Genomic DNA, 25,252 nt, shown 5'->3' with positions numbered 1-25,252 from the left:
ACCTTGTTGATGAGCTTTTGTTGTTTTTTGATCGGCGGGTTTTCTAGATTTCTGTTCTGGCCCTGACCGCCTCCACGCGCATGCGAAGCATGGCACCAATATCGAGCAAAGGACGCGGCGGCAGCCAGCCCGGTTGCGCCCTGCGCATCACCGATTCGAGGATTGGCGAGCAAGTGCCCGAGGCCATTTCGGCAAGCAGCCGGCCCCACAGCGTGCCGCGCGCAACGCCCGAACCGTTGCAGCCGGCCACTGCAAACACGCCCTCTTCGACTTTGCCGAAATAAGGTTGCCCGGTGCGCGAGGCGCTCAAATGTCCGGTCCAGGTGTACTGAATGTCCTGCTCGCCCAGAAACGGAAAACGCCGTTGCAAGCCCAGCACATGGTGTTTGCGCCGGTGCAGAAGCTCGCTGTCGGTCAGGTCACGGGAGCGGTACTCCGCGGTGTTGCGGATCATCACGCGACGATCCGGGGTCAGTCGCACCGTAGCGCCAAGCGGCCGGGTGGAAAGCACACCCCACGGCTCGACAGCGCCGATGGACTGAAACTCTTCATCGCTGAGCGGCCGGGTCAGGCTGGCGCTGAGTTCCATCGGGAAGGTTCCGCTGTCCTCAATCCCCGAACGGGTAATGAACGCGTTCAGGCACACCATGACTTGCTTCACCTCGATGCTGCCGGCGGTGCCTCTGGCGCGAATACGCCCGATGCCCGAACGCTCCAGGCCGGTGATGTCGGTGTTCTCGAAGACGGTCACGTTATCCGGGAGCGCATCCAGCAAACCCTTCACGTATTTCGCTGGTTGCAGCAGCGCGTTGCCGTGACCGCACCAGATCCCCGCCTGGTAATGCCGGGTGCCGAGTTTTTCGTTCAGCTGTTCACCTTGCAGAAATTGCGCAGAGGCGCCGACGACACGCAAGGTCGCCAGTTTGGCCTCGACATCGGTCAACTTGCCTGGATCGTTGACGGCGAAGAAATAGCCGCAATCCCGGAAATCGCATTCGATGCCGTGACGCGCAATGCGCTGGCGGACTTCGTCACTGGCGGCGCGTGAAATCGCGGTATCCACTTCATAACCGGCAAACCCGCGGTTGCCGATCAGTTCATCCTTGGTCGGGTGTTCGTGGCCCACCACAAAACCCGAGTTGCGCGCCGAGGCGCCTTGCGCCGCGCGTTGGCGGTCAACGATCACGATCCGCGACTGAGGGTGCATTTGCGCGAGCGAGTGCGCGGCACTCAACCCGGTGATGCCAGCACCGATAATCAGCCAGTCGGTCTTTTCCGTGCCTTTGAGAGGACGGCGAGCGGGTGAACTTCCCGCCTGCGCAATCCAGCCACATTCATTGATCATGCCTCACCTCATTGGACTGTCGTTCTGCGAGCGCATGTTGTTATCGCATGAGCGTTTTCGGAAGACGCTCGCCAGAGCTAGAATCTATAAGGCCTGTAGTGATACAACCAACGTTATAAAATCATCGAGCCATTCAAAAAACGCATGGATAAAATTCGTCACGTTCCCTCGCTCCAGGCCTTGCAGGCGCTGGTGGAAGTCTCCGACTCGGGCAGTTTCACCCAGGCGGCGGCCAGGCTCTGTCTGACCCAAAGTGCGGTCAGTCGAAAGATCCAGCTGTTGGAGAGTCACTTCGGCGTGCCGATGTTCGCGAGAAACAGCCGCAATATCCGGCTGACACCGGAAGGCGAACAGGTGCTGGGCACCGCCCGGAATATCCTGGCGCAACTCAAAACACTGGAGGACCGGCTCGCACCGCAGGAACGCCCCTTCCGCATCCGTATGCACGTGTCACTGGCGGTTCGCTGGTTGCTGCCTAAATTGAGCGAGTTCTATCGAAGTCATCCGGAGGTTTCGCTGTCGATCGAAACCGTGGCGACAGAGGTGGTGGAGCCAGCCATCGACAGTGATGCCTACATCCTCTATCTGCCCGAACCATCCCCCGATCCGGAATGCCTGACCCTGTTCAAGGAAGCGTTGGTGCCGGTGTGCGCCCCCGGCCTGGGCACCGCGACGCGACCACTGGCGGCGGTGCAAGACCTGGTGAGTTTCCCGTTGTTGCATCGCTCGGCGGACCGGCATGACTGGGTCCAATGGCTGTCAGCCAATGGCGGCAGATCGCTGGAAGATTATCGGCACATCCCCTTCAACCTCGACGAACTGGCGCTCGACGCCGCGGCGCGAGGATTGGGCGTGGCGATGACTGACAGGACGCTGGCCGGGGAATCGATCGAACGGGGCGTGCTCGTCATCCCGTTCGGCCGTCCGTTGGAAACACGAGGTGTCTACGCGTTGAATCTGCAAACTTCCGCCGCTGCACATCCGGCCTGCGCGCTGATCCTGCAATGGTTCGCGCAGCAGGCCGAAAAGGAAGCCGGTGAGCGCTGATTGAACCCTAGGTGCCTTTGCCCACCCCTTCTGTCGCATTGGAAAACGCCACCCCGGCCTCGCGCACCAGGGTTCGCCATTCCGCGCCGCTGATCAGTCCTTGGCGCTCCATCTCATCGGCTGCCTTGAGCAACTCGTCGTACTGCTCCTCCACATCCATCCGGATCTCGGGTTGTGCGACGAGCTTGTACCAGGCCGCCAGGGCATCCCGTCTCAGATCATCGGTCATGGTCGAACTCCCAAGGATTGTCTTCGTTTGGAAGTTTTTGAGTGGGTAACCGTTCCGGACACCCGACATACGGCAGACCTTGCATTACAAACTTGTCATCGAGTTGTCAGCGTGGCCAGCACCCTCGCTTCCTACAGTGGCGTCGTCAGTCACCTACACCGGGTGACGCCTCCCACTGAAGATGACAAGGGTCGATACCATGAAACCATTGAGCAAACTCTGCCTGATCGCCGCCAGCCTGTTGATGCTCGGCACCGGATCCGCGATGGCCAGCGACATCGCGCCGGTCAAGGCTGACAACGTCGTGCTGGTGCACGGTTCCTGGGCCGATGGCTCGAGTTGGGCGGACGTAATCTCGCGGTTGCAGGCCGCCGGATTGCACGTCACCGCGGTTCAAAACCCGTTGACCTCGGTTGCCGACGACGTCGCCGCGACCCAGCGCGTACTCAATCAGCAAGACGGCCCGACGGTTCTGGTCGGCCACTCCTACGCCGGCACTGTGGTCAGCGAAGCCGGGGTCAATCCAAAGGTCAGCTCGCTGGTATACGTCGCGGCCCGCGCGCCGGACGCCGGGGAAGACTTTGTGGCGCTGTCGGGCAAATACCCGACCATGCCCGTGCGCGCCGGCACCGAAGAACACGACGGGTTCGTCAGCCTGAAGCAGGACGCCTTCCTCAAGTACTTCGCCAGCGACGTGCCCCACGACAAGGCGATGCAACTGTTCGCCGTGCAGCAACCGATCGCCAAAACCCTGTTCACTGATCGCACCACCGCAGCCGCCTGGCACAGCAAACCGTCGTGGTACGCGGTCTCCAGCCTCGACCAGACCATCAATCCGGACCTCGAACGCTTCCTCGCCAAACGCATGGGCGCGACCACCATCGAGCTGCCGTCGAGCCACTTGTCTCTGGTCTCCCACTCCAAAGAGATCGCCGACCTGATCCTCGAAGCCTCCGGCCGCCAGCCATAACGTCGAGGCCGTTTCATTACAACTTTGTCATTGAACTGTTGGTCGGCTGTCCGGATCGCCTGGTTAACCTGAATTCACTGTCAGGCCACCCGTCGGCAGCCACCCAAAACCCCGAATAGAGAGCCTCATCATGAAAATGATTATCCTCGGCTTCGCCGCCCTCCTCGCCACCGGCCCGGTGTTTGCCGATACGCAGACGCCGGTGATCCACGACAAGACCGGTTTCTTCGTGCACATGGACGTCGATAAAGTCCTGTCCAGCACCGACATTTCGCAGAAGTGTGGCTTGATTCCGGCGCGGCTCGACTACCTGGACCACCAGGGTCGCGAGCATGTGCTGGATTACCAGGTCGACGGCACCGGCTGCACCAATGATCATTGATCCGTCTACACTGGCGCCAATTGTCTGAGGCACACCCCCATGAACATCCTCGTAGTCGAAGACGAACCCAAAGCGGGTAATTACCTGCTCAACGGCCTGCAGGAGCTCGGTTACTCCGTCAGCCTGGCGCGGGACGGCGCCGACGGTTTGCACCTGGCCCTGGAGCACGACTTCGACGTCATTGTGCTCGACGTCATGATGCCGAAAATGGATGGCTGGGAAGTCCTGCGCCGCTTGCGCAAGGAAGCCGACACGCCGGTGCTGTTTCTCACCGCCCGGGATGACATCGCCGACCGCATCAAGGGCCTGGAACTGGGCGCCGACGATTACCTGATCAAGCCTTTTTCTTTCGCGGAACTGGTGGCGCGCCTGCGTACCCTGACCCGCCGTGGTCCCACCCGCGAAGAGGAACAGTTGCACGTGGACGACCTGCAAATTGACGTGCTCAAGCGCCGCATCACCCGCGCGGGCGTCAAGATCACCCTGACCAACAAGGAATTCGCCCTGCTGCACCTGTTCGCCACGCATCAGGGCCAGGTCCTGTCGCGCTCGATGATCGCTTCAAGGGTCTGGGACATGAATTTCGACAGTGACACCAACGTCGTCGATGTCGCCGTGCGCCGCTTGCGCCTGAAAATCGATGACCCGTTCCAGCTCAAGCTGATTCACAGCGTGCGCGGCATCGGCTACCGCTTCGATACCCAGCCATGAGCCGCCTTCGCCATTCCCTGACACTGCGCCTGGCGCTGGTGTTTGCCTTGCTGGCGTTTGTCTCGCTAACCCTGTTGGGCGTGGCGCTGAACCGCGACCTGGAGCGCGAGCTGATTCGTCGCGACGACGCCGCCCTGGTGAACCGCATCGATCAACTGCGCACCTTCCTCAACGACAGCAATACGCTGGAGCTGATCAGGACCAAACCGGCGCTGTTCCAGAACATGCTGGGCAATCGCGAAGCGCTGTTGACCATCGGCGCGCCGGGACAAAAACCCTTGTTGGTGGTCAACCCCGGCAACCTTGCCATGCCGTCGCTGGCGCCAGTGTCGATGGACCATCCGCTGAGTCTGGCCGACGTGCAACATTACCCCGGCGTGGATGGCGTGCCTTTCGCGGCGTTGGCGGCGACCATCGATTCCGGCGACATGGGCAGCCTGCAAGTGGTCACCGGACGCCTGATGACCGAACGCACCGCCGTGCTCGCCCGCTACCGCCTCAATGTGTACCTCTTCGCCAGCGTGGCAGCGATTCTGCTGGCGCTGTCCGGGTATCTGCTGGTGCATCGCGGCCTGCTGCCCGTGCGGCGCCTGGCCCGGCACGCCCACGGTATCGGCGTCGGCAACCTCACCGAACGCCTCGATGGCCAGGGCGCTCCACGGGAACTGCTGCCGATGATCGAAGCGTTTAATGCGATGCTCGACCGGCTGGGCAAGGGCTTCGTGCAACTGGGTCAGGTGTCGACCGACATGGCCCATGAACTGCGCACGCCGATCAACAACCTGCTGGGCGAAACCCAGGTCGCGTTGCAGCAGAACCGCAGCGTCGAAGCCTATCAGCAGCTACTCGCCTCCAACGTCGAAGAGCTTGAGCGTCTGGCGCGGATGCTCGACAACATGCTGTTTCTGGCGCGCACCGATCCGGCCAGTGCCCTGAGCCAACGCCAGGAACTGGACGCCGCCGATGAAATGGAACGCATGGCCGACTATTTCGAAGGGCCGGCGGCAGACGTCGGGATCAGCATCGACGCTCAGGGCAGCGGCGTGATCTGGGCTGAACCGATGCTGCTGCGCCGTGCGCTGGCCAACCTTTGCGCCAACGCCATCAAGTACGGCGCGCCGCATTCCGAGCTGTTCATCCGCGCCACGCCTACGGCTGACGGCATCCGATTGATCGTGCGCAACCATGGACCGACCATTCCTGCCGACCACTTGCCCCGGCTGTTTGAACGCTTTTACCGGGTCGACGAATCCCGCGAGCGCTCGGCTCATTCCAATGGCTTGGGGCTGTCGATTGTGGCGACGATCATGCAGTTGCATCACGGGGGTTACAGCGTTAGTAGCAGTGAGGGGGTGACGTGTTTTGAGTTGTTTTTTCCGGGGCGGCGAGTGGGTGAGTGAGGCCGACACACTTAGTTTGTCTCTCACAGCCGTTGGGCAATGCCGCTGCATTCCCTTCTTGTCTCATTTTATTTCCCTGCTTTGACAATCAGCGCTTGAGCTTTAGTCTGTCGCAACCTATAAATACTATAGAAAATCATGAGCGATCTACTTCCGTTTCCGCTGTCAAAAACGAAAGCCCTGGCAATCCTCAGGGAAATTTCGACCGGATCTGAGCGCGTCTTTTATTCTAAACACGCGAGACTCCGCATGATTGAACGTGAGATATCCATGCCGGACGTCATGGAATGCTTGCGCAGAGGACAGGTCACTCATGGCCCTTATCAAGCACCTGGGGGCGATTGGAGATTCACTATTTCATGGTTCAGGGCTGGGTCACCCCTTCAAATAGTCGGCGCAATTGATGTCGACGAAGACGGGAGATATCTCGTCATAGTGACCACGATGCAAAGGGAGAGATAATTTATGTACCACTACGTTGAAAGCGGCCTGCCGAATGTTTGGCTTAGCAACGGCTACGGGGTGAAAGAGACCGCCTACGGCGAGTCTGTTGCTATCACAGATGTCGAAGGTCTCCACGACTTCATCGGCAAAACCATTGCAGAAAAGCCGGCAGCAATGACCGGTGCCGAGTTCAGGTTCCTGCGCAAAGAGCTGGGCTTATCCCAGGAAAGACTGGGGAATATTGTCGGGCTCAGCGCGCAAGCTGTTGCGATTTGGGAGAAGACTGACAAGATTCCGACCGTAAATGATCGCTACTTGCGCGGACTCTACCTGGAAGCCAAGACCGGAGAAGCGGATCTGATGGCTGCCATTAACTCGATCAACGACCTGGACCACGAGCTTCACAAACTCAACCTCCAGTTTGAAAATGGCTGGCACAAGCAAGAACAAACCTGCGTCTAACAAGCTTAAAAATGAAAAGCCCGGACTTGTTCCGGGTTTTTTTATGCCTCCTCGGACCGTTTACCCCGCTCAGGCCGATCTAAAATAACCCCACCTGAAATGGCAAAAAACACCACCCCCCTTGAGCACTTTCGACATAGGCCAACCACACCACCGCCCCTAGACTCTTTCCCCCAATAACAGCGCCAAACGCGCACCCGACTGAACCAGGGAAACCCTCATGAACCCATCCGACATTTTCGTTATCAGCGCCGTCCGTTCCGCCATCGGCAGCTTCGGCGGCTCGCTCAAGGATGTGCCGCCGATTCAACTGGCCACCGACGTCTGCCGCGCCGCTATCGAGCGCTCGGGGCTGGCGCCTGAGCACATTGGCCATGCGGTGATGGGTCATGTGATTCCGACCGAAGCGCGTGACGCCTACATCTCCCGGGCGGTGGCGATGAATGCCGGGCTGCCGAAAGAGACGCCGGCCTTCAACGTCAACCGCCTCTGCGGTTCCGGTTTGCAGGCGATTGTCAGTGCCGCCCAAAGCCTGATGCTGGGTGATGCGGGCGCGGCGCTGGCCGGTGGCGTCGAGTCCATGAGCCGTGGCGCGTATCTGTTGCCGCAAGCGCGTTGGGGCGCCCGCATGGGCGACATGCAGGCCATCGACTACATGCTCGGCGTGCTGCAAGACCCGTTTGCCGGTTTCCACATGGGCATCACCGCGGAAAACATCGCCGAGCGCTACGGCATCACGCGCCAGGCCCAGGATGAACTGGCCATGATCAGCCAGCAGCGCGCCGCGCGGGCAATCGCCGAAGGCCGCTTCAACGGTCAGATCGTGCCGATCGAAGTGGCCTCGCGCAAAGGCACCGTGACCTTTGCGACCGACGAACACGTGCGCGCCGAGGTCAATGCCGAGCAATTGGCCAAGATGAAGCCCGCCTTCAAAAAAGACGGCAGCGTCACCGCCGGCAACGCCTCCGGACTGAATGACGGCGCGGGCGCGTTGATCATGGCCACCGGTGAGATGGTGCGCGCCCAAGGCCTCAAGCCGATGGCAAGACTGGTCGGTTACGCCCACGCCGGGGTCGAGCCGGAATTGATGGGACTCGGTCCGATTCCCGCCACCCGTCTGGTTCTCAAAAAAGCCGGCCTGACTGTGGCCGACCTGGACGTCATCGAGTCAAACGAAGCCTTCGCCGCGCAAGCCTGTGCCGTGGCGCAGGAACTGGGCTTCGACCCGGAGAAGGTCAACCCCAACGGTTCGGGCATCTCGCTGGGCCACCCGGTGGGCGCCACCGGCGCGATTATCGCCACCAAAGCCATTCACGAACTGCACCGGGTCCAGGGCCGTTATGCCCTGGCGACCATGTGCATCGGCGGCGGCCAGGGCATCGCCGTGTTGTTCGAACGCGTCTGACACGTCCACCCTGCCCCCGCTCAGAGGGGGCAGGCGACCAAACTATTCCTCGAAGGTTTACCTGATGACCTAACCTCATAGGCTGAATGACTAACAACAGAGTCGGACACACCTATGCGTCATGCACTGAAAGCCATGATTTTCGTCGCTTTCACGCTTTTCGGGACGGGGCCCGGAATGCTGTCGGCGGCCGACGCTCCAGACATTTCCGCGCCCAAGGCGGGAACCGCGACCCTTGCCGTTTCCCAGAGCGATCTCCAGGCGCTGCAGCTTCGGCTGGACAGCCTCAAACAGCAGATCTCGCTGGTCGACAACTTCACCCAGCTGGAGGGCCCGCAGGACCTGGTCCAGATGTTCATGCTGGATGTCGATCACCTCACTGCCTCACTGCTTCCGTTACAAACTCAACTCCGCGCACAACTGGGCGTGTTGGGGCCTGTCCCGCTCGATGACGCCGCGGCCGAACAATCCGATATCGCCGCGCAGCGAACGGCGCTCACCGAACAAAAAAACAAAGTCGACGCCACCCTGAAAACCCTGGCCGCTCTGAAAACGAGTGCCACCGACCTCGTCACCCAGATCGCCGGTATCCGTCGCAACCTGCTGGAAAGCGAACTGACCCTAAGCACCCGAAGCATCCTGAACCCCGACTTCTGGTCACCGGTCATGGCCCCGTCGATGGACGATCGGCTGCGCGTCAAAATGTTCTTCGATCAGGTGACAGAGGTCGTCAAAGTGGCCTGGCAACCGGGCCAACGCCTCTACACCAGCGCACTGTTGGCGTTGGCCCTGGTCATCTGGACGCTCGGCCGCCGGCTCGCCGAACGCGGGCTGACCTGGCTGTGCATTCACCGGATGCCGGAAGGACGCCTGCGCCGAAGCTCCCTCGCGCTGGCCTCTGTGCTGGCCACCGTATTGACCGTCGGCGTCGCCCTGCAACTGCTGTTTTATACCTTCACACGCCAGACTCCGCTGACGCCGATGCTCACCACCTTTTCCCAGGAGTTCGAAAAAGTCGCCTACACCTGCGTCCTGATCACCTCGCTGAGTCGCGCCCTGTTATCCACGCAGCACCCGTCCTGGCGGCTGCCGCCGCTCGCCGACCCGGTGGCGCTGTCACTCAAACCTTATCCCCGAATTCTGGCGGCCGTGCTGTTGGTTCTGGTAACGATGAACCAGATCATCAACGCAACCGGGATAAGCAGTGGTGTGGTGATCGCCGGTCGAGGCATCGTCGCGCTGGTGGTTTCGTTTGTCCTGCTGGACATGTTGGTACGCACCGGCAAAGTCCGAAGAGCCGTCGTCGTCGCTGGGGAAGCCCCTGAAGCAGGCCGGACTTTCGCTGGCGTGCTCTACACAATCGCCAGTCTCGCGATCGTGATTTCACTGTTATCGCTGTTGACGGGTTACGTGTCCCTGGCCCGGTTCATCACGTATGAACTGGTCTGGGGATTCCTCGTGCTCTGCGGTTTCTACCTGCTGATGCAATGCTTCAAGGATGCTAGCGAATACCTGTTTTCGGTCAAAAGCCCCAGCGGCAAGTCGCTGAAACAGTTGCTGGGCATTGAAGACCGGCGCCTGGAGCAAATCTCCACCATTCTCTCGGGGGTCGGCCGGGCCGGTCTGTTACTGATGGCGATCATCACCCTGTTCGTCGGGGGTGTCGGAACGACCCTCGGGCAACTGCTCACCAACGTCTTTACCATTCTCGGTGGCGCCGGGCTGCGCAAACTGAACATCATCCCCGGTCACTTGCTCAATGCCACACTGGCTCTGTTGATCGGCATTTACCTGATACGAACGCTGGGCCGCTGGCTGGACAAGGAGCTCCTGCCAAAAACCGAGATGGACCCGGGCATGCGCGCTTCGCTGACCACGCTGTTTGCCAATATCGGCTATGCGTTGGTCATCCTGATGACGCTGTCATCGTTGGGCGTGCAGTGGACCAACCTGGCCTGGATCGTCAGCGCGTTGTCGGTGGGGATTGGTTTTGGCTTGCAGGAGATCGTCAAGAATTTCGTGTCCGGCCTGATCCTGCTGACCGAGCGCCCGGTGAAAGTCGGCGACCTGATCAGCATCAGCGGGGTCGAAGGCGACATCCGCCGGATCAACGTGCGGGCCACCGAAATCCAGCTCAGTGACCGCTCGATCGTCATCGTCCCGAACTCGCAGCTGATCTCGCAGAACCTGCGCAACGTGACCCTGGGCGGCAGCGCCCAAGGGGTGGCGACGCTCGAACTCACCTTCCCTCTGGACATCGACCCCGAACAGGTGAAAGACCTGCTCTACAACACCTACTGCGAGCACGAAACCATTCTCGACAAACCGGCACCGATGGTGCGCTTCAGCAAACTCACCCCCGAAGGCATCACCCTGACCGTAACCGGCTATGTCGGCAGCCCGCGAATTGTCGGCGTGACCAAGAGCGACCTGCTGTTCGAGATTCTCAAGCGCCTGGGCGCCGCGGGTATCGAACTGGCGAAGCCGGCACCCGCGGTGTGAATCTATGGGTGGAAGCCGAATGCCCAGGCCCGCGTTAGCGTGAACTCCCCATTCCAATGCGCCGGTTGCCACCTGGGCAATGGCATGGGCTGCCCCGCCAATGACACAGCATTTTTTGATTTGATTGTTGTATGAAACCGCAGCGATTCAGTGAATGTTTGCACAGTGCTGCTAAAGTGATAGCACCCGTCATCGTCTCACCAGATTTACACATTTGAGGGTGGAGACCTGTCACAAGTATGAGTAACTCGTCGGTGACGCTGAGGCTCTCAAGCGAGGGCTGTTTGACCTGAATCCTGTCATATCGAGCGCAAGGGAAAGCAAATGAGGTCTGAAAATGATTTTTGAGCCCAACAGTACGCGTTCCGTTCTCCAGCGAAGAAGCAGCACCAGTATCGTCATTCAGGCCGGTCTCGATTGCGTTGCGGTAACCGGCGTCGCGTGGTTTTTGATCAATTATCATATCGGCTTCATTTCCCAGGACTACGTCATCCTGCTCCTGCTCCTGCTTGGGGCATTGGCTGTCGTGTACGACCACTACGCTATTTACCGCAGCAATGTCGGTTTTACCGTCAAAGCCTTCAAACTTCTGAAGGCGTGGACCGCGACCTTTGGTTTTCTCGTGGCCATGGCTTTTCTGACCAAAACAAGCGAACGGTATTCGCGGCTGTTGGTTGGGGAGTTATTTGTTCTTGGCTACTTTGCCCAGTTGTTTTTGCACCTCGCCACACGGGAAATGCAGAAGAGGTTTCTGGCTCACCCGACGCAACTGGAAAATTCGCTGATCATTGGCTCGGGCGAACTGGCCAGCTACCTCCACAAGAAAATCAGCAATAACCCCTGGCTCGGTGAACGCATCGTCGGCTGTGTATTGATTGGCGCGGACGATGACCGGGGAAAGGAAGGCCTGGAAGGCGCACCACGCCTGGCGATATTGGGCAATATCTCTGATCTTGATGAATTGGTCGTCAAACACGCCATTCGTACCGTCTATTTTGTGACCCCTGTCGGTGGCTCCGAAGTTATCCAGAAGGTCTATTTGAGCCTGTTCGACAAACACGTCAGGGTTAACTGGGTGCCTGACATTTTCGCCTTGAAGTTGATCAACCACAGTGTTCGCGAGATTGCCGGCATTCCCGTGCTGACCTTGTCCGAAACGCCGCTGATGGGGATGCGACTGTTCCTGAAGAATCTCGAAGACAAGGTCGGAGCTTTTCTCATCCTGCTGTTTGCGGCGCCAGTGCTGGCGATCGTCGCCCTTGCGATCAAGATCGATAACCCCGGCCCCGTGTTCTTTCGTCAACAACGCATGGGGTGGAGTGGCGAAGTTTTCCGGATCTGGAAGTTCAGAAGCATGGTGGTCCATCAACCGTCGGACGGCACCGTCAAGCAGGCACAAAAGAATGATCCACGCGTGACCAGGGTGGGCGCCTTTATTCGGAAAACCAGCCTGGATGAGCTACCGCAGTTGTTCAACGTTTTGATGGGAGAGATGTCGCTGGTAGGCCCTCGTCCGCACGCGATTCAACACGACGTGCAGTACTCACCCGATGTCTCGGGCTACTTTGCGCGGCACAACATTAAACCGGGCATCACCGGCCTGGCTCAGGTACGTGGCCTTCGCGGTGAAACGAAAGATATAGAACAAATGATTCGGCGGGTTGACTCAGACATCGAGTACATCAACAACTGGTCGCTCTGGCTCGACTTCATCATTCTTTTACGAACGGTATCTGCCTTCTCCGGCAAACAAGCCTACTAGTGCTTCGTGAATGCCTGCCAGGTGAAACTGTAGGAGCAGCCGGTCGACGCTCGATTGCTCGCGATGGTCGTTAACGATAGCGCGTGTTACCTGGTTAAACGCGGTGGTCGGTCGTCCATCGCGAGCAAGCTCGCTCCTACACCTCACCGTACGATGACGGAAAGAGATCCAGCGTGCGCTCGACTTCATCGGGGTCGATGGTGAAACCACTTCCCGCTGGCGTACCGACCACAAAACCGAAGTTCTGCCGGTCACGATCGGTCAGGTACTTGAAGAAGCAGACGAAACGATCAGGCGGCTGCAAAACGAGCAGCGAACCACCCGGGGGAAGCACATTAACCCCATGGATAAGATGACTCCCCTCGATCCCGATCACGGTTCTTGCACCCGCACAGGCCGCGACAATGGTTGGAACATCGGATGTCGCCGGATCAAGAATGCGAAAACCTCTACGGTCGCGTAGACGCTCTGCAAGCTCCCTCTCATTGCGCAGCAATCGCAGCTCACCCTTGCCACCGCGCAGGATGAATACGCCCGGATGAGCGCTGACGTTGACGTGTGACAGCAGTTTTTCACCCATCGCCCGGAAACGCAGGTGCTTGTGTCGATTTTGGCTCAGATCGTCAAAGATCACGAGTTCACGGAAAAATGCATTGCGCAAACGAACTGGCCTCATGTCCAGCCAGTTCTCGTAACCGGGGGCGTGAAGTATGCCGTTCCTGGCGATGGAAGCATTCGCGGCAAAGGGTGCCGTGGTCACCGGGACGCCTTCGTTGCTGGCCAATCGATAGGTTAAACAATCATCCATCAGCCAGGTGCCAAACCATTTGTTTCCCCCCGCCGTGCAATACAACGCGCCGCGATCGATTTCGTTTTCTACGCGAATCCCCGGTAACCGGCCAGAACCAGGGGTCAACCACGACTTGGCATTGCCTTTGTAGAGCGTGCCATCGATCAACCAGACATCCTTCAGCAAGTAACCTCGGGTCGGACTGTGTTCCACACTACCGATACCTTCCATTGTGCGTCGAGGATGCTCGTGAGGATAAAACAGCGCCTCGGCCCACCCCGTCACACGCTCGAGCTGGTTGGGCAGGTAGAAAGCGGGCGGAGCCATCGCAATTTCGCCCGGGGCAATTTCCCAGGTTTTCACGGCCTGGCTCTGCAGGGGCAGCGACGGCGTCCGTGTGACGCGTGTTTTTAAAAGGTGCTTATACGCAGCAAGGCTCCACTTCGATTGGCCGCCACTTGTCAGTGCATTAAATTGAGACATAGGCACCCCATCCAGATATGGATAAACGGCAACAAGCGTTATTGGTTGAAACTGATTTTTAAACGCAACGACGTGTTCAGGTGGAAATAATACTTTCCAGAACAGGGGGCGACTTCAAATGAGCGTAACGGCTGCGCAAAGTATCGAGAAGCACTTCTCCCGGCACCCTGGAACAATGGATATATATTTTTGAAAGACCACCAAATCCCATTTCGCGATATCGGCTGGCAACTACTTCATCACTCGGCCCGTCCGGCAACCCGAGATGAAGTGTCAGGTTTTTTCCCTCTACAGCAAATAGTGGCGCCTCCCAGAGAAACTGCGCTGCGCCAGCCCTGGGCAGTTGAACAAACAAATAGCCGTGGTTACCCAGCGTATCGACATCGCCACCGCGTCTTCTTTTCCATTCGAGAAGTCCGTCGTCCGGGCGTGCCAGGCAAGTACCAATGTCGTAATAGTCAAAACCGTTTTCAATCGCCCACTCCAGCGCCATGAACGTGGTGATGGAGTTAACTTCGCGCAACTTCTTTGTATCCGAAAACACTACATCCGGGTAACCGAAGCGCACGGTACTCCAATAACGTTTACCTGCCCGGGTGACTACGCAGCCAAGATGGCATGCAACAATCTCGTCTTCCAGCAGCACCAGATCGAGTCGACCAGCGACTTTTGCCACCCGTTGAACTTCGCGCGCTTCAATTTGCGAGGCGGCCGAACCATGCCGGGCCGCGGCATAGGGTTGAAGCATTTCCCGGTCTGCCGTTTCAATCTCGTCATCGTTCAACGCTTGCTTCATGCGGTAGCGCAGACGGTTCTTGCGCAGATTCCGGCGCAGCTCGGTGTTGTATCTCGCGGTGATCTCGTCGATTGATCTGCTCAGTGGCACGACAGCACTCAGGCACTGAGGCACATATAATGCCCCCGGGGTCGGCATTTCACTGACCACCACTGTCTGGTCTGACTTGCCCAGCTTCAACTGACCATCAACCGCTTGAGATTGAACGCCCATTAAAACCTTCACAAACTCCCGCTGTGTTTTCCTGCCCACATAGAGAATGTCGTAGAGGCTGTCTTCCCGCAGTTTGAACCTGACAATTTCCCAGCGCCAAAAACAGGCTCGCCCAAGGATATCCCGCAGCCAGGCGACAGCTTTCCTTAGCTCAAATCGCATCGAAGGAGTTAACAACTGACGCATTAATGCTGCTATGTATTCTTTCATTTGGTTATCAGCACAATTCAAGGAAGGGCCATTTTAGTTTCAAATCAATAAAACAAAGACTCGAAATGAAAGCGCGACAACTGAGCACATTGTTCAAACTGCGCAAATATTACAGTCTCGATACAATCCGCAACCCACTTTGAGCCTGCCACCTTCCTTCTTGCGAAAAGCCGCAACTCCCTCCCTGGAACTCAAGATTGCCTGACAACATTTTGTTGACGCCAATCTTAATGAAGCAAACAGCCCAAAGCACACCCGTCAAGTCGAAACTTCAGCATGAGTAAAGGTGCAACGCCGAAGTTTTGCAAGATATTTCAGACGCTGTTTTTATGGCGCCGGAAAAGCTTGAGCGGGGTATCAAAAGAGCGGCTGCGTCAGGCTTGCCTGAAGATCAAAGTACGTAACAGAAACAGCGGATTACCGAACGACTCGATATCCCGAACACCTTGAACCGCGAGTTCGATGTCCCGGTACCCAACCAGGTGTGGTGCGGCGACATCACCTACATTTGGGCCCAGGGAAAATGGCATTACCTGGCTGTCGTGCTGGATCTTTGCGCGCGCCGGGTGGTGGGCTGGGCGTTGTCGGAAAAGCCGGACGCCGATCTGGTTATCAAGGCGCTGGATATGGCTTAGGAGCAACGAGGAAGGCCTCAGGGCCTGTTGTTTCACTCGGACCAAGGGTCGCAAGGCGGATTCAACCGGTCGTCGCAACACTGGATTGTTGAATAGATTTTAGATACTTGTTTAACGCTTCGGCAGGTGTTTTCCAGCCGAGTGTTTTCCGAGGTCTTGTGTTCAGCGCGTGAGCTACGGCTTTGATCTCCTGGGCACTCCAGCGAGACAGGTCGGTGCCTTTCGGGAAATATTGCCGCAAAAGACCGTTCGTATTCTCGTTCGTGCCGCGCTGCCAAGGACTATGAGGGTCAGCAAAGAAGACCTTAACTCCAGATTCGATGGTAAATCGAGCGTGATCCGACAGTTCCTTTCCACGATCCCATGTCAAAGATCGCCATAATTCGATAGGCAGGTCAGTCACGGTCTTCTTTAGTGCGTTGGCCATAGTGACTGCCCCGTAGCCGGCCAGCGCCGGCCCGTTCTTCGTCCGAGGAATTAGTCCATAACCTTCCTCGCGAGGCAGATGGACGAGCATGGTAAATCGAGTTGAGCGCTCGACCAGCGTTCCAATCGCGGATCGATTTAGGCCGATGATCAGGTCGCCCTCCCAATGCCCTGGTACGGCCCGGTCTTCCACCTCGGTAGGACGACTGGAGATCATGACATCCTCGCTGACGTGTGCCCACGTTTTGGCCTGTGCCCTGGCTCTCGGCACGCGCAATGCGCGCCCTGTGCGCAGGCAACTCACCAGCTCGCGCTTGAGAGCCCCTCGCCCCTGAATGTAGAGGGCTTGATATATGGCTTCGTGAGAGATACGCATGGATTGATCGTCCGGGAAATCGATCTGTAGCCGGTTGGTAATCTGTTCGGGCGACCAGCCATTGACCCATCGACGGTCACTGCGATGTGGTTTATTTCGTCCTTTGAACGGTGCTTGTCGAGGCCCCGTAATCTCTCGGCCATCAGCGTCGTGAACATTGCCCTCCAAGCGGTCTTGCACGTATTTGCGCAGTCGCGGGTTGGTCACCAGTTTCGCTGGCTTGGGCCTTTGGGAAACCAGTTCTGCCTTCCATTGAGCGACTGAAGCTCGATACTCAAGCCGACCACAACGAGTTGCAGCATTACGTGTCAGTTCCCGTGAAACTGTCGACGGGCTTCGCCCAAGGCGACGGGCAATCTCACGGACGCCAACACTTTGCGCTTGGAGCAGCCCAATTTCTTCTCGCTCCGCGAACGACAAGTACCTTCCTGATACGTGGTTTGACATGAATAATGGCATCCCGCCCCGATGACGGAACCAGCGTGTGCCTACCGCTGATGAAACGCCAACAGCTTCCGCTGCTTTTTCGCTGGTGATCCCGGTTGCAACCTGCGCCCAAAACAGCCGCTCGATCTCTCTACGAAGTGACGGCGCGCCTGGCGAGCGCATCGCTCCTCGGCCCGTCAACTTTTGCATCCACCCGGCAGGCCGTCCCATATACACCTTGATCAAAGGTGTTGCGACGACCGGTTGAATCCGCCCAATATGCGAGTCGTTTATTTCGCCAGCGGCTGTGGCGTTATCGCATGCGCCAGAGCATGAGTCGCCGGGGAAATTGCTTTAACGCGCCAATGGAGCGAGTGTTCCGTAGCTTGAAAACGGAATGGATACCGACCACGGGTTACAGAACGGCTCAAGAAGCTCAGCACGATATCAGCCAATTCTTGATGCATCGGTACAACTGGATTCGACCCCATCAATTCAACGGCGGGCTGGCGCCAGCTCGGGCCGAAGAAAAACTTAACGTCGTGTCCGGGATTAGTTGACCACTACACTGCATCCTGACCGTTCCGGTAACGGGAAGTCTTCTTCAGGGTTTCCCCCTGGATGACATCACCTTCATACCTCCTCCAGGCTGCGCATCGAAGCAACACGCCTTCAGAATTGGTAGCACAATCATATTATTCAAGCTCCCGAACGTCAAAAGATCCATCATGAGATGAACTTTTGAATGTCATGTAAAATATTTTAAAGTCATGAAAGTACCGGCGCCATAACCGTTTGGGGTTCTGAATCAAGCGAAATAGCCATTCAAGCCCAAGCGCTGCGACGAGACGAGGTGCGCGCGTTTCTTTTCCGGCGAGAAACAATAGTGAAGCACCAATACACAGTCCAATGCCGCGAGACTCAGGCGATGCCTCTAGATGATGAGCCAATATTTCTTGCTGTGGGGAGCCTACCGCTAGCATCACAAAATCAGACGGGTGTTCAGCAACAAATTCACAGCAAGATTTTATAGCGCCTGCGTCATATATAAAGCCCATTTTTGGGTTGTGATGATGTATATGTTTAAGTCGGTAACGCGCACGAATCTTATTAACGCTATCTTCATCACACCCAATGATGGTGACGTGGTGTTCAGGCTTGATAATCGCATTGAATATTTTCAGCGTTAAATCACTGCCTGTAATAATGTCGCGGATGGGGTAACCCTTGCTGCGCGCCAATCGGGCGGCAATTCGGCTATCGCATACAGATAGCCATGCCTTGTGATAACAAGGAAACAAATCGCCACGTTCGTTATTTCTAACAATATGATCCACGTTGGGAGTAACTATATACTTAAATTTGTTTTCAGTGTGTTTGCCGACAGAGAGAAGATTAAGAACCTCTGATTCAGATAGTAGGTCAAATGGAGTTTCCAGAAAATAAACTCTTCTACACTCATGCGGTGCAGGCATAAATCCAATCTCCCCAAAATTTTCCGAAAATCGAATCTGCCCGGTCTTGCCGCACCAGAGCGAACCGCACCCCCCTGACGCTCCAGCGCCAAAATTTCGCGACGAATGAAGCTATGACTTACTTTGGAATACTGATTGATGAAGTAGGAGATGCGCATAAGGACCAAGTCCGACGTCATGGCGATTAGCTACAACAGTAGTACAGATGCCCAAAACGTCAACAAGAACCACTTTGGATCGACTTGTTTTTTTTATTTACAAGAGAATGCATCGTACTTGATAGCAAAACTGGTCGCCCTGCCATCCCCCGGTGTCAGGATAGTTGTCGCCTCTCCGGTTTTTCCTAAAAAGTCATATCGGGGGCGGAAAGAGACTGGTCGTGCCGTACTATTCACCTGAACGCAGAGCCGCATTACTCAAAATGCTGCTTCCCCCGCTGAACCTATCAATGGCCGAGGTTTCCCGGCGCGAAGGGGTCAGCGAAATGTCTTTGTCCAACTGGCGCAAGCAGCTCAGTTCTGAAGGAAGTGCAGTGTCCGAAAACAATCCGTTAACCGAGAACTGGTCAGCCGAAACCAAGTTTGCTGTCGTCCTTGAAGCCGCCGGTTTGTCCGAGATCGACTTGGGCGAGTATTGCCGTCGTAAAGGCCTTTACCCCGAGCAAATCACGGCCTGGCGACAAGCCTTCATCACCGGCCAGAAATCGGAAAAGGCCCAGCAAAAAGAAGAGCGGGAGCAGTCTCGCAAAGATAAGAAACGCATCCAGGAACTTGAGCGCGAACTGCGCCGCAAAGACAAGGCGCTCGCCGAAACAGCCGCGTTGTTGGTGCTGCGAAAAAAAACTCAACGACTACTGGGGGACCGACAACGAGGACAACTGACGTCTTTGCCGGAACGGCAGTTGCTCGTGGCGTGGTTGACCGAAGCCGTCGCAGCAGGAAGCAGAAAACTCAGGGCCTGCCGGGAAGTCGGTCTATCGCTGCGGACCTTGCAGTGATGGACTGAAGCCGACGTTATCCAGGCCGATGCCCGAACGACTATCGTGCGGCCAACGCCGCGTAATGCGCTGAGTGAGGTCGAACGACAGGCGATTGTGGCGCTGTGCAACAGCCCTGCGTATGCCCATCTGCCACCGAGCCAGATCGTACCGCGCCTGGCCGATCAAGAACGTTATCTGGCGTCGGAGGCGACGTTTTATCGCGTCTTGCGGGCGGCGGGTCAACAGCAACATCGAGGCCGTAGTCAGCGCCCCAGGCGGCATGCAGCACCGACGACTCATGCGGCCAAAGCGCCCAATCAGGTGTGGTCGTGGGACATCACGTATCTGCCGTCGCCGATACGTGGGAAGTATTACTACCTCTACCTGATCGAAGATATTTACAGCCGAAAAGCCGTGGGCTGGGAGGTCTACGACGCGGAAAGCGGCGAGAAAGCCGCTGCGCTGTTGCAACGCAGCGTGATCGGCGAGCAGTGTTTACGCGAACCGCTGGTGCTGCACTCGGACAATGGAGCGCCGATGAAGTCGGTGACGCTGCTGAGCAAGATGTACGAACTGGGCATCACGCCCTCGCGGGGCGACCGCGGGTCAGCAACGACAATCCCTACCCGGAGTCGCTGTTTAGAACGCTGAAATACTGCCCGCAATGGCCGCAGGATGGCTTTGCCAGTCTGGACGCCGCACGCGCTTGGGTGAGGGATTACCCATCACATAGCGACGAAAAAGTCGCTTTGGCTCAGTGATGAGTCTGAACACCCACTCGCAACCGATACGTCGCACCCATTGCGGAGCGCGAGTCACCTTGCCGCCAAGAAAGTCCAGAATCGCCCCGCCGCACACGACAAGACAAGGCACGCCGCTGTCGGCCAGCCTGGCAGCAACGGCTTCTTGCTTGGGCATGCCCATCCCCAGCACAACCAGTTCCGGCTGAAACTGCCGGGCGAGGTTTATGTAGGTATCCACAAGCGCGAAGCCATGGTGAGCCGAGACGACATTGACCGCAAATTGCGCTTCGCTATGCCGCACCGCCGGGGTTAGAAAAGGCTCTTCAGTGCCCCAGAAAGCCACGCGCCGGCCCTTGTACGCGGCCAGCAGTTTGGGGATGAAATCGGTGCCATTCATATTCAGTCCCGGTTCCAGACCGAGGCGACGAAACAGGATGGCCAGGCCGGAGCCATCCCGCAGCAGCACGTCCGCCGAGAGCAGCGCGGTATGGTAATCGGTATTGGCTGCCACCAGGTTCATGGCATGGGCATTGGCGAATCCGAGCACTGTCGTCGCGTCAGGTCGGGACAACGCCTCAATCAATCGTTGCTCATCATCAATGTCGCTGACCACCCTGAGTTTGCGGGTAATCGATTGCCAACGATGTCGCCAGGACGATGCGTGCATTAATTGTCATCTCTCTTCGAACGCACCCACTCGACCTGGCGCTTGAACACAAAGCCGATGTACAGGGGGATTTTTTTCAACGCGTAGAACGGTGCATACAACAAGGTCGAAAAAGCGATGATCCCGCGACCGAAGCGGCTCCACGCCAGCAGGACAGTCCCTCCCAACAGGGCCATCCCGACCGAAGCGATCAATGCAGGTGCCAATGCGCCGCTCAGCAAAAATACCAGCCATGACAGGGCAAAGGCTGCGCCGAGAACCAACGTCAGCAAGGCCAGCGGTGGCACCAACAAGTCCACCGTCATGGCCAACAGACTCCCATTGCTTCGCGTGATCGCCTCCACCATCAACTTTGGCGCATCACCCAGGATGCCCCCCAGGTGACCGTGTTCCCAACGCGTACGCTGGATACTCAAGCCTTCGTCACTGCGCGGAAAATAACTGGTCACCCGCGCATCGGGGCAAAACAAGGGTGGCTTGCCGCTTCGGCAGAAATCGAGGCCCATCTTCAGATCTTCGACGATATGGCCGCTGGCGAGATCGACCAAAGCCAGGTCCTTCCAGACGAAAGCCATCCCCGAGCCCATTAATGAACAAGGCAAGCCAAGCCGTGCCCAACCTTGCGGCCGCACCCGGTTTTTCACACACCAGGCGAACTCGGCAAGCTGCACTTTCAACCCGGAACCCGCTGGAGCATGCATCAGATACAGTGCCTGCGCTGGCCGCCCCGAGTTGATGCAACACATGGCGAGACGCTCGATCGAGCCTTCACTCACCAGGGAGTCGGCATCGACAATGATCATGACGTCCGGCGCATCGCTCGCCAGATGACGCACCCCAAAGTCTAGCGCATACCCCTTGCCACGCTGCTGCTCATTGCGACGCTCCACCACCTCCGCACCCGCCGCGCGGGCCAGCGCCCCCGTGTCGTCAGAACAGTTGTCCGCCACCACCAACAGGCGATCACCTTCTACCAACTGCGGCCGAATGCTGTTGAGCGTCGCTACGATGAGCGAGGATTCATTGTGCGCCGGCACCAGCACCGCCACCCGCGGCCGCGGTCCTGGTGTCGACGAACGTGACCGCGCAGGCAGACAGGCCAGCAGCACCTGGGCAAACAACACCAACACCGGCACGACGATGAGCACCAGCAGTGCGCTGAACAGCCAACCCAGTAATGTGATCATGCTTGCGCCTTGAATAAATGAACCAACCTGGCTGCTTCGGTATCGATATCGTGTCGTTCCACCACCCGCTGCCAGGCCGCTTCACCCATCTGCTGCAACACCTCGACAGGTTGCGCGAGGCAGTCCGCCATCGCCGCTGCCAGCTCCTCCACTTCGCCAGCGGGAAACAGCCAGCCGTTCTCGCCCTGGCGCACGAGCTCGGGAATGCCCGCCACATAGGTCGTCAACACCGGTCGGCGCAACGCCATGGCTTCCATGATGACCACCGGCAAACCCTCGGCAAAGCTGGGCAACACCAAGGCCCGCGCGGCAAGAATTTCCGTGCGCACCTGGTCGCTGCTGATCCAGCCGGTAATTCGTACCTGCGACTGCAAGCCATGCTGTGCAATCAGGGCTTCGATTTGCCCACGCATTTCCCCATCGCCAGCCAGTACGATCTCGAACTCCACGGCTTGCACGGCCAGGATGCGCGCGGCCTCCAGCAGCAGCAGCTGGCCCTTTTGCTCACACAAGCGACCGACGCAAACCAGACGCGGCACGGAAGGCACGGCCACGGGCGTCACATCGTGAAACGTCCGCTCCAGGCCGCAATGCACCACTTTTACTTTTGCCCAGTGCGAATGATCCACCCAGCGAAACAACTGGCTGCGGCCATAAGAGCTGATGGCAGCGACAAACGCCGCGCGCCGTACTTTCTCGCCCAGATGAATGAACTGCGGTTTGTCGAACTCTTCCGGGCCGTGCACGGTAAAACTGTACGCTGGCCCGCCGAGTGCGTTGGCCAACATCACCACCTCAGTGGAGTTAGTGCCGAAATGCGCATGCACATGCTCGGCGCCGAACGCCTGCAACCAGGTCAGCAGGCGGCAGGCTTCGAGCAAATAAACCACGTGATACGGCCAGGCGCAATCAGCACGCCGGCCCATGCGTAACGCCAGCCACAGTGCCGAAAAGAAGCGTCGTGGCTGGGCGCGCAATACCTGCAGCGTGGGGCCCAACAACCCTTTTATTCCGTCCTGCAAGATATACCGGGTTTTATCGCGTTCGGACACGTCCTCGGCATCCACCAACTCGGCATCCCAGCCACGCAGCGCGATACGTTGCACCTCAAAACCCTGGCGTTCCACCGCCAAAATCTCGCGACGAATGAAGCTATGGCTGACCTTGGGGTACTGATTGATGAAATAAGCAATGCGCATAGGAACCCAGGCTTAGTTGTCGTTGCGGAGGGTTATTGCTGCAGGTGATTCCACAGTCGTACAGCGATCAGGAACGTCACAGCGCTTGCTGTAACTGGCTGACAACACGCTGTCTATCCTTCTGAAGGTGTCATCCAGAAGCTCATAGCGTCGGCGGTACATGGCACGTTTTTTTGCAACAATACTGTCGAGCGGTTTTCTGGACGGTTCCATGGGAATCTCAAAAAAGTCCTCGCGCTCCGAGGGCGTCGCGCCGTGCTCCAACCAGATCACGTCGTAATTTGCCGCCAGATCCTGACCTTTTTCAGCACCAAAATACGGATGCCGATGGTGGCGATACCCATCCCCTACCGCATAGATTTTTTCAACGCCGAGGTTGATGGCAAGGTATTTGATCACTTCGATCAGAAAGCTTCTTGGCCGCAGACCTTCAAAATCTTTTGTCAGGTCCCTGTAGATGCTCAACGACAGATCACTCTCCACGCCTTTGTGTATCCCTTGAACGGCGCCGATAAAAATACATAACTCAGTGTCCGTGCGGCACAAGGTGAACGCGATGGAGGCGATGCGCAGATCACCCTGAAACAAATTCAGTACCAGTTCCCCTTCCCGCATGAACCACGTCGGACGATCCAGCACCAGGAAACAACCCGCGGAGAATTCCGACAAGTCACTCAACACCAGACTTTCGCTTCGCCCGAACAGCAATAATTGCGGGCAGCTTTTTGTGATGACTTCGTAATGCGAAGCCAGCACGCCTAATCTGTCCTGAGCGTTCCAGTTTTTACTGATGTAGGGCCAATGAACGACACCGACACAATCGCTCCCCAACTTCTCGACACCGGACTTGCCCAGGGCGTTCGACATGCGCCCCAAAAACACATTGAGCCCCGACCAGTTCTGTCCAATCAAAACCAATAATTTAAGCTTGTTTTTCAAGGCTCTTAACGAATAGCCCGCGTGCAAGGAAAACACGCTTTTCAATAGCAGCCAATTATTCATGGACGTCTCACTTGTATTCGATCAACGCGGTTTTGCCGGTGCCGAATCTGTTCAGAAGAAACTTGGCTTGTCCGAGCATTTCGGGAAATTTTCCCAACACGAGGAATAAAGCCAGCAGCCAGTTTTCGCGCTTTGATCTACCGCCCCGGCGAGCCAGGCGCACGACTTGCAATGGGTAGACCAGCAGCAGAAGCAGCCCTGACCAGCCCAGCATCAATATTGCGATCACCGTCGCCAGCGGCACACCCAAGCCCCAGAACCAGGCACGACGCGACTCCCGTAGCCAATGTTTCTCCGGTGCAGCCCCATGCAAAAAAGCACCTTCGGCAAAGGCATGGCCACCGCGTAATGTACGCCGCCACCACTGGCCGAAGCGGGTCATGGCCGCATCGTGCAAGGTCATTTCCTCAGCCAGACGCCAGACCTTCCATCCATTCGCCCGCAGGCGTACACACAATTCGGGCTCTTCCCCGGCGATCAGGTCCGCTCGAAACCCCGACGCTGCGGCGAAGGCATCCGCCCGCATCAACGCATCGCCACCACAGGCCTTGGCCTCGCCTATCGGCGTGTCCCATTCGAGGTCACACAACAAGTTGTAAATCGAGCGCTGCGGAAATCGTTCGCGGCGCCGTCCACAGACCACCGCCACTTCAGGCCGGGTATCGAGAAAGGCCAGTGCCCGGGACAACCAGCCTTCGACAACCTCGCAATCACCGTCGACAAACTGTACGTAACGCATCGCCGGCAGCAGACGTTGCAGGCGGGCAAATCCTTCATTGCGCGCCCGGGCCGCCGTAAACGGGATCGACATATCCAGCTCGACCACCTCGACCCCGAGCGCCTTGGCCATCTGCACCGAATCGTCCGTTGATCCAGAGTCGACATAGACCACCTGCTCTGCCGCCCCCACCAGCGAAGCCAGGCAACGCTCAAGCCGCAGGCCCTCGTTGCGACCGATAACAACGACACCCATGCCGATCGCCATG

Annotated in this window: 21 protein-coding genes and 4 pseudogenes; 14 read left to right on the top strand and 11 right to left on the bottom strand. The window is 57.7% G+C overall.

Annotated features, from left to right (window positions below):
- Window positions 1-43: 43 nt before the first annotated feature.
- Window positions 44-1,345 (bottom strand): NAD(P)/FAD-dependent oxidoreductase, encoded by a 1,302-nt coding sequence (locus tag ACA066_RS11210; protein WP_497699254.1) that lies wholly within the window; start codon window positions 1,343-1,345, stop codon window positions 44-46.
- Window positions 1,346-1,489: 144 nt separating this feature from the next.
- On the opposite strand from ACA066_RS11210, the gene ACA066_RS11205 reads away from it, so the two are divergent.
- The gene (locus ACA066_RS11205; protein ID WP_497699253.1) at window positions 1,490-2,392 is read left to right on the top strand and encodes a LysR substrate-binding domain-containing protein; all 903 of its coding nucleotides are present in this window, start codon (window positions 1,490-1,492) and stop codon (window positions 2,390-2,392) included.
- 7 nt (window positions 2,393-2,399) lie between these two features.
- On the opposite strand, the gene ACA066_RS11200 is transcribed toward ACA066_RS11205, so the two are convergent.
- Entirely contained in the window at window positions 2,400-2,621 is a 222-nt protein-coding gene (locus tag ACA066_RS11200; protein ID WP_497699252.1) for a hypothetical protein, read from the bottom strand.
- A 199-nt stretch (window positions 2,622-2,820) separates the two neighbouring features.
- Between ACA066_RS11200 and ACA066_RS11195 the strand changes: the two genes are divergently transcribed.
- The 10 genes and pseudogenes from ACA066_RS11195 to ACA066_RS11150 all read left to right on the top strand — a co-directional run bounded on the left by ACA066_RS11195 (window position 2,821) and on the right by ACA066_RS11150 (window position 12,659).
- The gene (locus tag ACA066_RS11195; protein WP_150632045.1) at window positions 2,821-3,591 is read left to right on the top strand and encodes an alpha/beta hydrolase; all 771 of its coding nucleotides are present in this window, start codon (window positions 2,821-2,823) and stop codon (window positions 3,589-3,591) included.
- 130 nt (window positions 3,592-3,721) lie between these two features.
- The gene (locus ACA066_RS11190; RefSeq protein ID WP_497699251.1) at window positions 3,722-3,973 is read left to right on the top strand and encodes a DUF2790 domain-containing protein; all 252 of its coding nucleotides are present in this window, start codon (window positions 3,722-3,724) and stop codon (window positions 3,971-3,973) included.
- Between the two features lie 39 nt (window positions 3,974-4,012).
- Complete coding sequence (locus tag ACA066_RS11185) at window positions 4,013-4,684, top strand: heavy metal response regulator transcription factor (protein WP_084322151.1); 672 nt, start codon at window positions 4,013-4,015, stop codon at window positions 4,682-4,684.
- Entirely contained in the window at window positions 4,681-6,084 is a 1,404-nt protein-coding gene (locus tag ACA066_RS11180; protein ID WP_497699250.1) for a heavy metal sensor histidine kinase, read from the top strand. Before ACA066_RS11185 ends, ACA066_RS11180 begins: the two co-directional genes overlap by 4 nt.
- Before the next feature lie 138 nt (window positions 6,085-6,222).
- Window positions 6,223-6,546, top strand: a complete 324-nt coding sequence (locus tag ACA066_RS11175; RefSeq protein WP_497699249.1) for a DUF4258 domain-containing protein — start codon at window positions 6,223-6,225, stop codon at window positions 6,544-6,546.
- A 3-nt stretch (window positions 6,547-6,549) separates the two neighbouring features.
- Window positions 6,550-6,990: a helix-turn-helix domain-containing protein gene (locus ACA066_RS11170; protein WP_497699248.1), complete on the top strand. Its 441-nt coding sequence runs from the start codon at window positions 6,550-6,552 to the stop codon at window positions 6,988-6,990.
- A gap of 220 nt (window positions 6,991-7,210) precedes the next feature.
- A complete protein-coding gene (locus tag ACA066_RS11165) occupies window positions 7,211-8,395 on the top strand; it encodes an acetyl-CoA C-acyltransferase family protein (protein WP_497699247.1) in 1,185 nt (394 codons plus the stop codon).
- A gap of 114 nt (window positions 8,396-8,509) precedes the next feature.
- Complete coding sequence (locus tag ACA066_RS11160) at window positions 8,510-10,897, top strand: DUF3772 domain-containing protein (protein WP_497699246.1); 2,388 nt, start codon at window positions 8,510-8,512, stop codon at window positions 10,895-10,897.
- 12 nt (window positions 10,898-10,909) lie between these two features.
- Window positions 10,910-11,005 (top strand): annotated as a pseudogene (locus tag ACA066_RS11155) (cytochrome C); the annotation flags it as partial.
- 229 nt (window positions 11,006-11,234) lie between these two features.
- Window positions 11,235-12,659 carry an undecaprenyl-phosphate glucose phosphotransferase gene (locus tag ACA066_RS11150; RefSeq protein ID WP_497699245.1) on the top strand — a complete coding sequence of 475 codons (1,425 nt, stop codon included), beginning with the start codon at window positions 11,235-11,237 and terminating at the stop codon, window positions 12,657-12,659.
- A 136-nt stretch (window positions 12,660-12,795) separates the two neighbouring features.
- On the opposite strand, the gene ACA066_RS11145 is transcribed toward ACA066_RS11150, so the two are convergent.
- Both ACA066_RS11145 and ACA066_RS11140 read right to left on the bottom strand, forming a co-directional pair.
- On the bottom strand, window positions 12,796-13,932 hold the full coding sequence (locus tag ACA066_RS11145; protein WP_497699244.1) for a glycosyltransferase 61 family protein: 1,137 nt from the start codon (window positions 13,930-13,932) through the stop codon (window positions 12,796-12,798).
- A gap of 76 nt (window positions 13,933-14,008) precedes the next feature.
- Entirely contained in the window at window positions 14,009-15,151 is a 1,143-nt protein-coding gene (locus ACA066_RS11140; protein ID WP_497699243.1) for a hypothetical protein, read from the bottom strand.
- Window positions 15,152-15,573: 422 nt separating this feature from the next.
- Here ACA066_RS11140 and ACA066_RS11135 point away from each other — a divergent pair.
- Window positions 15,574-15,846, top strand: a pseudogene (locus ACA066_RS11135) (DDE-type integrase/transposase/recombinase); the annotation flags it as partial.
- A 1-nt stretch (window position 15,847) separates the two neighbouring features.
- Here the strand turns inward: ACA066_RS11135 and ACA066_RS11130 are convergent.
- On the bottom strand, window positions 15,848-17,224 hold the full coding sequence (locus tag ACA066_RS11130; protein ID WP_497699242.1) for an IS30 family transposase: 1,377 nt from the start codon (window positions 17,222-17,224) through the stop codon (window positions 15,848-15,850).
- A 32-nt stretch (window positions 17,225-17,256) separates the two neighbouring features.
- Here ACA066_RS11130 and ACA066_RS11125 point away from each other — a divergent pair.
- Window positions 17,257-17,574: pseudogene (locus tag ACA066_RS11125) on the top strand (integrase core domain-containing protein); the annotation flags it as partial.
- A 135-nt stretch (window positions 17,575-17,709) separates the two neighbouring features.
- On the opposite strand, the gene ACA066_RS11120 reads toward ACA066_RS11125, so the two are convergent.
- Window positions 17,710-18,489, bottom strand: coding sequence for a WecB/TagA/CpsF family glycosyltransferase (locus tag ACA066_RS11120; RefSeq protein WP_497699241.1), 780 nt, complete (start codon window positions 18,487-18,489; stop codon window positions 17,710-17,712).
- Window positions 18,490-18,868: 379 nt separating this feature from the next.
- On the opposite strand from ACA066_RS11120, the pseudogene ACA066_RS11115 reads away from it, so the two are divergent.
- A pseudogene (locus ACA066_RS11115) lies at window positions 18,869-20,190 on the top strand (IS3 family transposase); the annotation flags it as partial.
- Here the strand turns inward: ACA066_RS11115 and ACA066_RS11110 are convergent.
- The 5 genes from ACA066_RS11110 to ACA066_RS11090 are packed head-to-tail and all read right to left on the bottom strand — an operon-like array spanning window position 20,108 to window position 25,251.
- Window positions 20,108-20,878, bottom strand: coding sequence for a WecB/TagA/CpsF family glycosyltransferase (locus ACA066_RS11110; RefSeq protein WP_497699240.1), 771 nt, complete (start codon window positions 20,876-20,878; stop codon window positions 20,108-20,110). The pseudogene ACA066_RS11115 and the gene ACA066_RS11110 sit on opposite strands and share 83 nt — an antisense overlap.
- Complete coding sequence (locus tag ACA066_RS11105; protein ID WP_497699239.1) at window positions 20,878-22,065, bottom strand: glycosyltransferase family 2 protein; 1,188 nt, start codon at window positions 22,063-22,065, stop codon at window positions 20,878-20,880. The genes ACA066_RS11110 and ACA066_RS11105 overlap by 1 nt, the downstream gene beginning before the upstream one ends.
- The gene (locus ACA066_RS11100) at window positions 22,062-23,264 is read right to left on the bottom strand and encodes a glycosyltransferase (RefSeq protein ID WP_497699238.1); all 1,203 of its coding nucleotides are present in this window, start codon (window positions 23,262-23,264) and stop codon (window positions 22,062-22,064) included. Before ACA066_RS11100 ends, ACA066_RS11105 begins: the two co-directional genes overlap by 4 nt.
- A 12-nt stretch (window positions 23,265-23,276) precedes the next feature.
- On the bottom strand, window positions 23,277-24,266 hold the full coding sequence (locus ACA066_RS11095) for a DUF535 family protein (protein ID WP_497699237.1): 990 nt from the start codon (window positions 24,264-24,266) through the stop codon (window positions 23,277-23,279).
- A 7-nt stretch (window positions 24,267-24,273) separates the two neighbouring features.
- Window positions 24,274-25,251 (bottom strand): glycosyltransferase family 2 protein, encoded by a 978-nt coding sequence (locus ACA066_RS11090; protein ID WP_497699236.1) that lies wholly within the window; start codon window positions 25,249-25,251, stop codon window positions 24,274-24,276.
- Window position 25,252 lies beyond the last annotated feature (1 nt).

Source organism: Pseudomonas sp. LBUM1651 (genome assembly GCF_059716135.1).
The sequence above is the reverse complement of the archived record's forward strand: the minus strand, read 5'-3'. Positions and strand labels throughout refer to the sequence as shown.

What these genes read in the sequence shown, in the direction of transcription:
- ACA066_RS11165 (WP_497699247.1), top strand. Translation starts at nt 7,211, where the DNA reads ATGAACCCATCCGACATTTTCGTTATCAGCGCCGTCCGTTCCGCCATC.
- ACA066_RS11175 (WP_497699249.1), top strand. Translation starts at nt 6,223, where the DNA reads ATGAGCGATCTACTTCCGTTTCCGCTGTCAAAAACGAAAGCCCTGGCA.
- ACA066_RS11195 (WP_150632045.1), top strand. Translation starts at nt 2,821, where the DNA reads ATGAAACCATTGAGCAAACTCTGCCTGATCGCCGCCAGCCTGTTGATG.
- ACA066_RS11090 (WP_497699236.1), bottom strand. Translation starts at nt 25,251, where the DNA reads ATGGCGATCGGCATGGGTGTCGTTGTTATCGGTCGCAACGAGGGCCTG.
- ACA066_RS11140 (WP_497699243.1), bottom strand. Translation starts at nt 15,151, where the DNA reads ATGAAAGAATACATAGCAGCATTAATGCGTCAGTTGTTAACTCCTTCG.
- ACA066_RS11160 (WP_497699246.1), top strand. Translation starts at nt 8,510, where the DNA reads ATGCGTCATGCACTGAAAGCCATGATTTTCGTCGCTTTCACGCTTTTC.
- ACA066_RS11205 (WP_497699253.1), top strand. Translation starts at nt 1,490, where the DNA reads ATGGATAAAATTCGTCACGTTCCCTCGCTCCAGGCCTTGCAGGCGCTG.
- ACA066_RS11145 (WP_497699244.1), bottom strand. Translation starts at nt 13,932, where the DNA reads ATGTCTCAATTTAATGCACTGACAAGTGGCGGCCAATCGAAGTGGAGC.
- ACA066_RS11095 (WP_497699237.1), bottom strand. Translation starts at nt 24,266, where the DNA reads ATGAATAATTGGCTGCTATTGAAAAGCGTGTTTTCCTTGCACGCGGGC.
- ACA066_RS11170 (WP_497699248.1), top strand. Translation starts at nt 6,550, where the DNA reads ATGTACCACTACGTTGAAAGCGGCCTGCCGAATGTTTGGCTTAGCAAC.
- ACA066_RS11110 (WP_497699240.1), bottom strand. Translation starts at nt 20,878, where the DNA reads ATGCACGCATCGTCCTGGCGACATCGTTGGCAATCGATTACCCGCAAA.
- ACA066_RS11185 (WP_084322151.1), top strand. Translation starts at nt 4,013, where the DNA reads ATGAACATCCTCGTAGTCGAAGACGAACCCAAAGCGGGTAATTACCTG.
- ACA066_RS11190 (WP_497699251.1), top strand. Translation starts at nt 3,722, where the DNA reads ATGAAAATGATTATCCTCGGCTTCGCCGCCCTCCTCGCCACCGGCCCG.
- ACA066_RS11150 (WP_497699245.1), top strand. Translation starts at nt 11,235, where the DNA reads ATGATTTTTGAGCCCAACAGTACGCGTTCCGTTCTCCAGCGAAGAAGC.
- ACA066_RS11100 (WP_497699238.1), bottom strand. Translation starts at nt 23,264, where the DNA reads ATGCGCATTGCTTATTTCATCAATCAGTACCCCAAGGTCAGCCATAGC.
- ACA066_RS11200 (WP_497699252.1), bottom strand. Translation starts at nt 2,621, where the DNA reads ATGACCGATGATCTGAGACGGGATGCCCTGGCGGCCTGGTACAAGCTC.
- ACA066_RS11210 (WP_497699254.1), bottom strand. Translation starts at nt 1,345, where the DNA reads ATGATCAATGAATGTGGCTGGATTGCGCAGGCGGGAAGTTCACCCGCT.
- ACA066_RS11105 (WP_497699239.1), bottom strand. Translation starts at nt 22,065, where the DNA reads ATGATCACATTACTGGGTTGGCTGTTCAGCGCACTGCTGGTGCTCATC.
- ACA066_RS11120 (WP_497699241.1), bottom strand. Translation starts at nt 18,489, where the DNA reads ATGCCTGCACCGCATGAGTGTAGAAGAGTTTATTTTCTGGAAACTCCA.
- ACA066_RS11130 (WP_497699242.1), bottom strand. Translation starts at nt 17,224, where the DNA reads ATGCAAAAGTTGACGGGCCGAGGAGCGATGCGCTCGCCAGGCGCGCCG.
- ACA066_RS11180 (WP_497699250.1), top strand. Translation starts at nt 4,681, where the DNA reads ATGAGCCGCCTTCGCCATTCCCTGACACTGCGCCTGGCGCTGGTGTTT.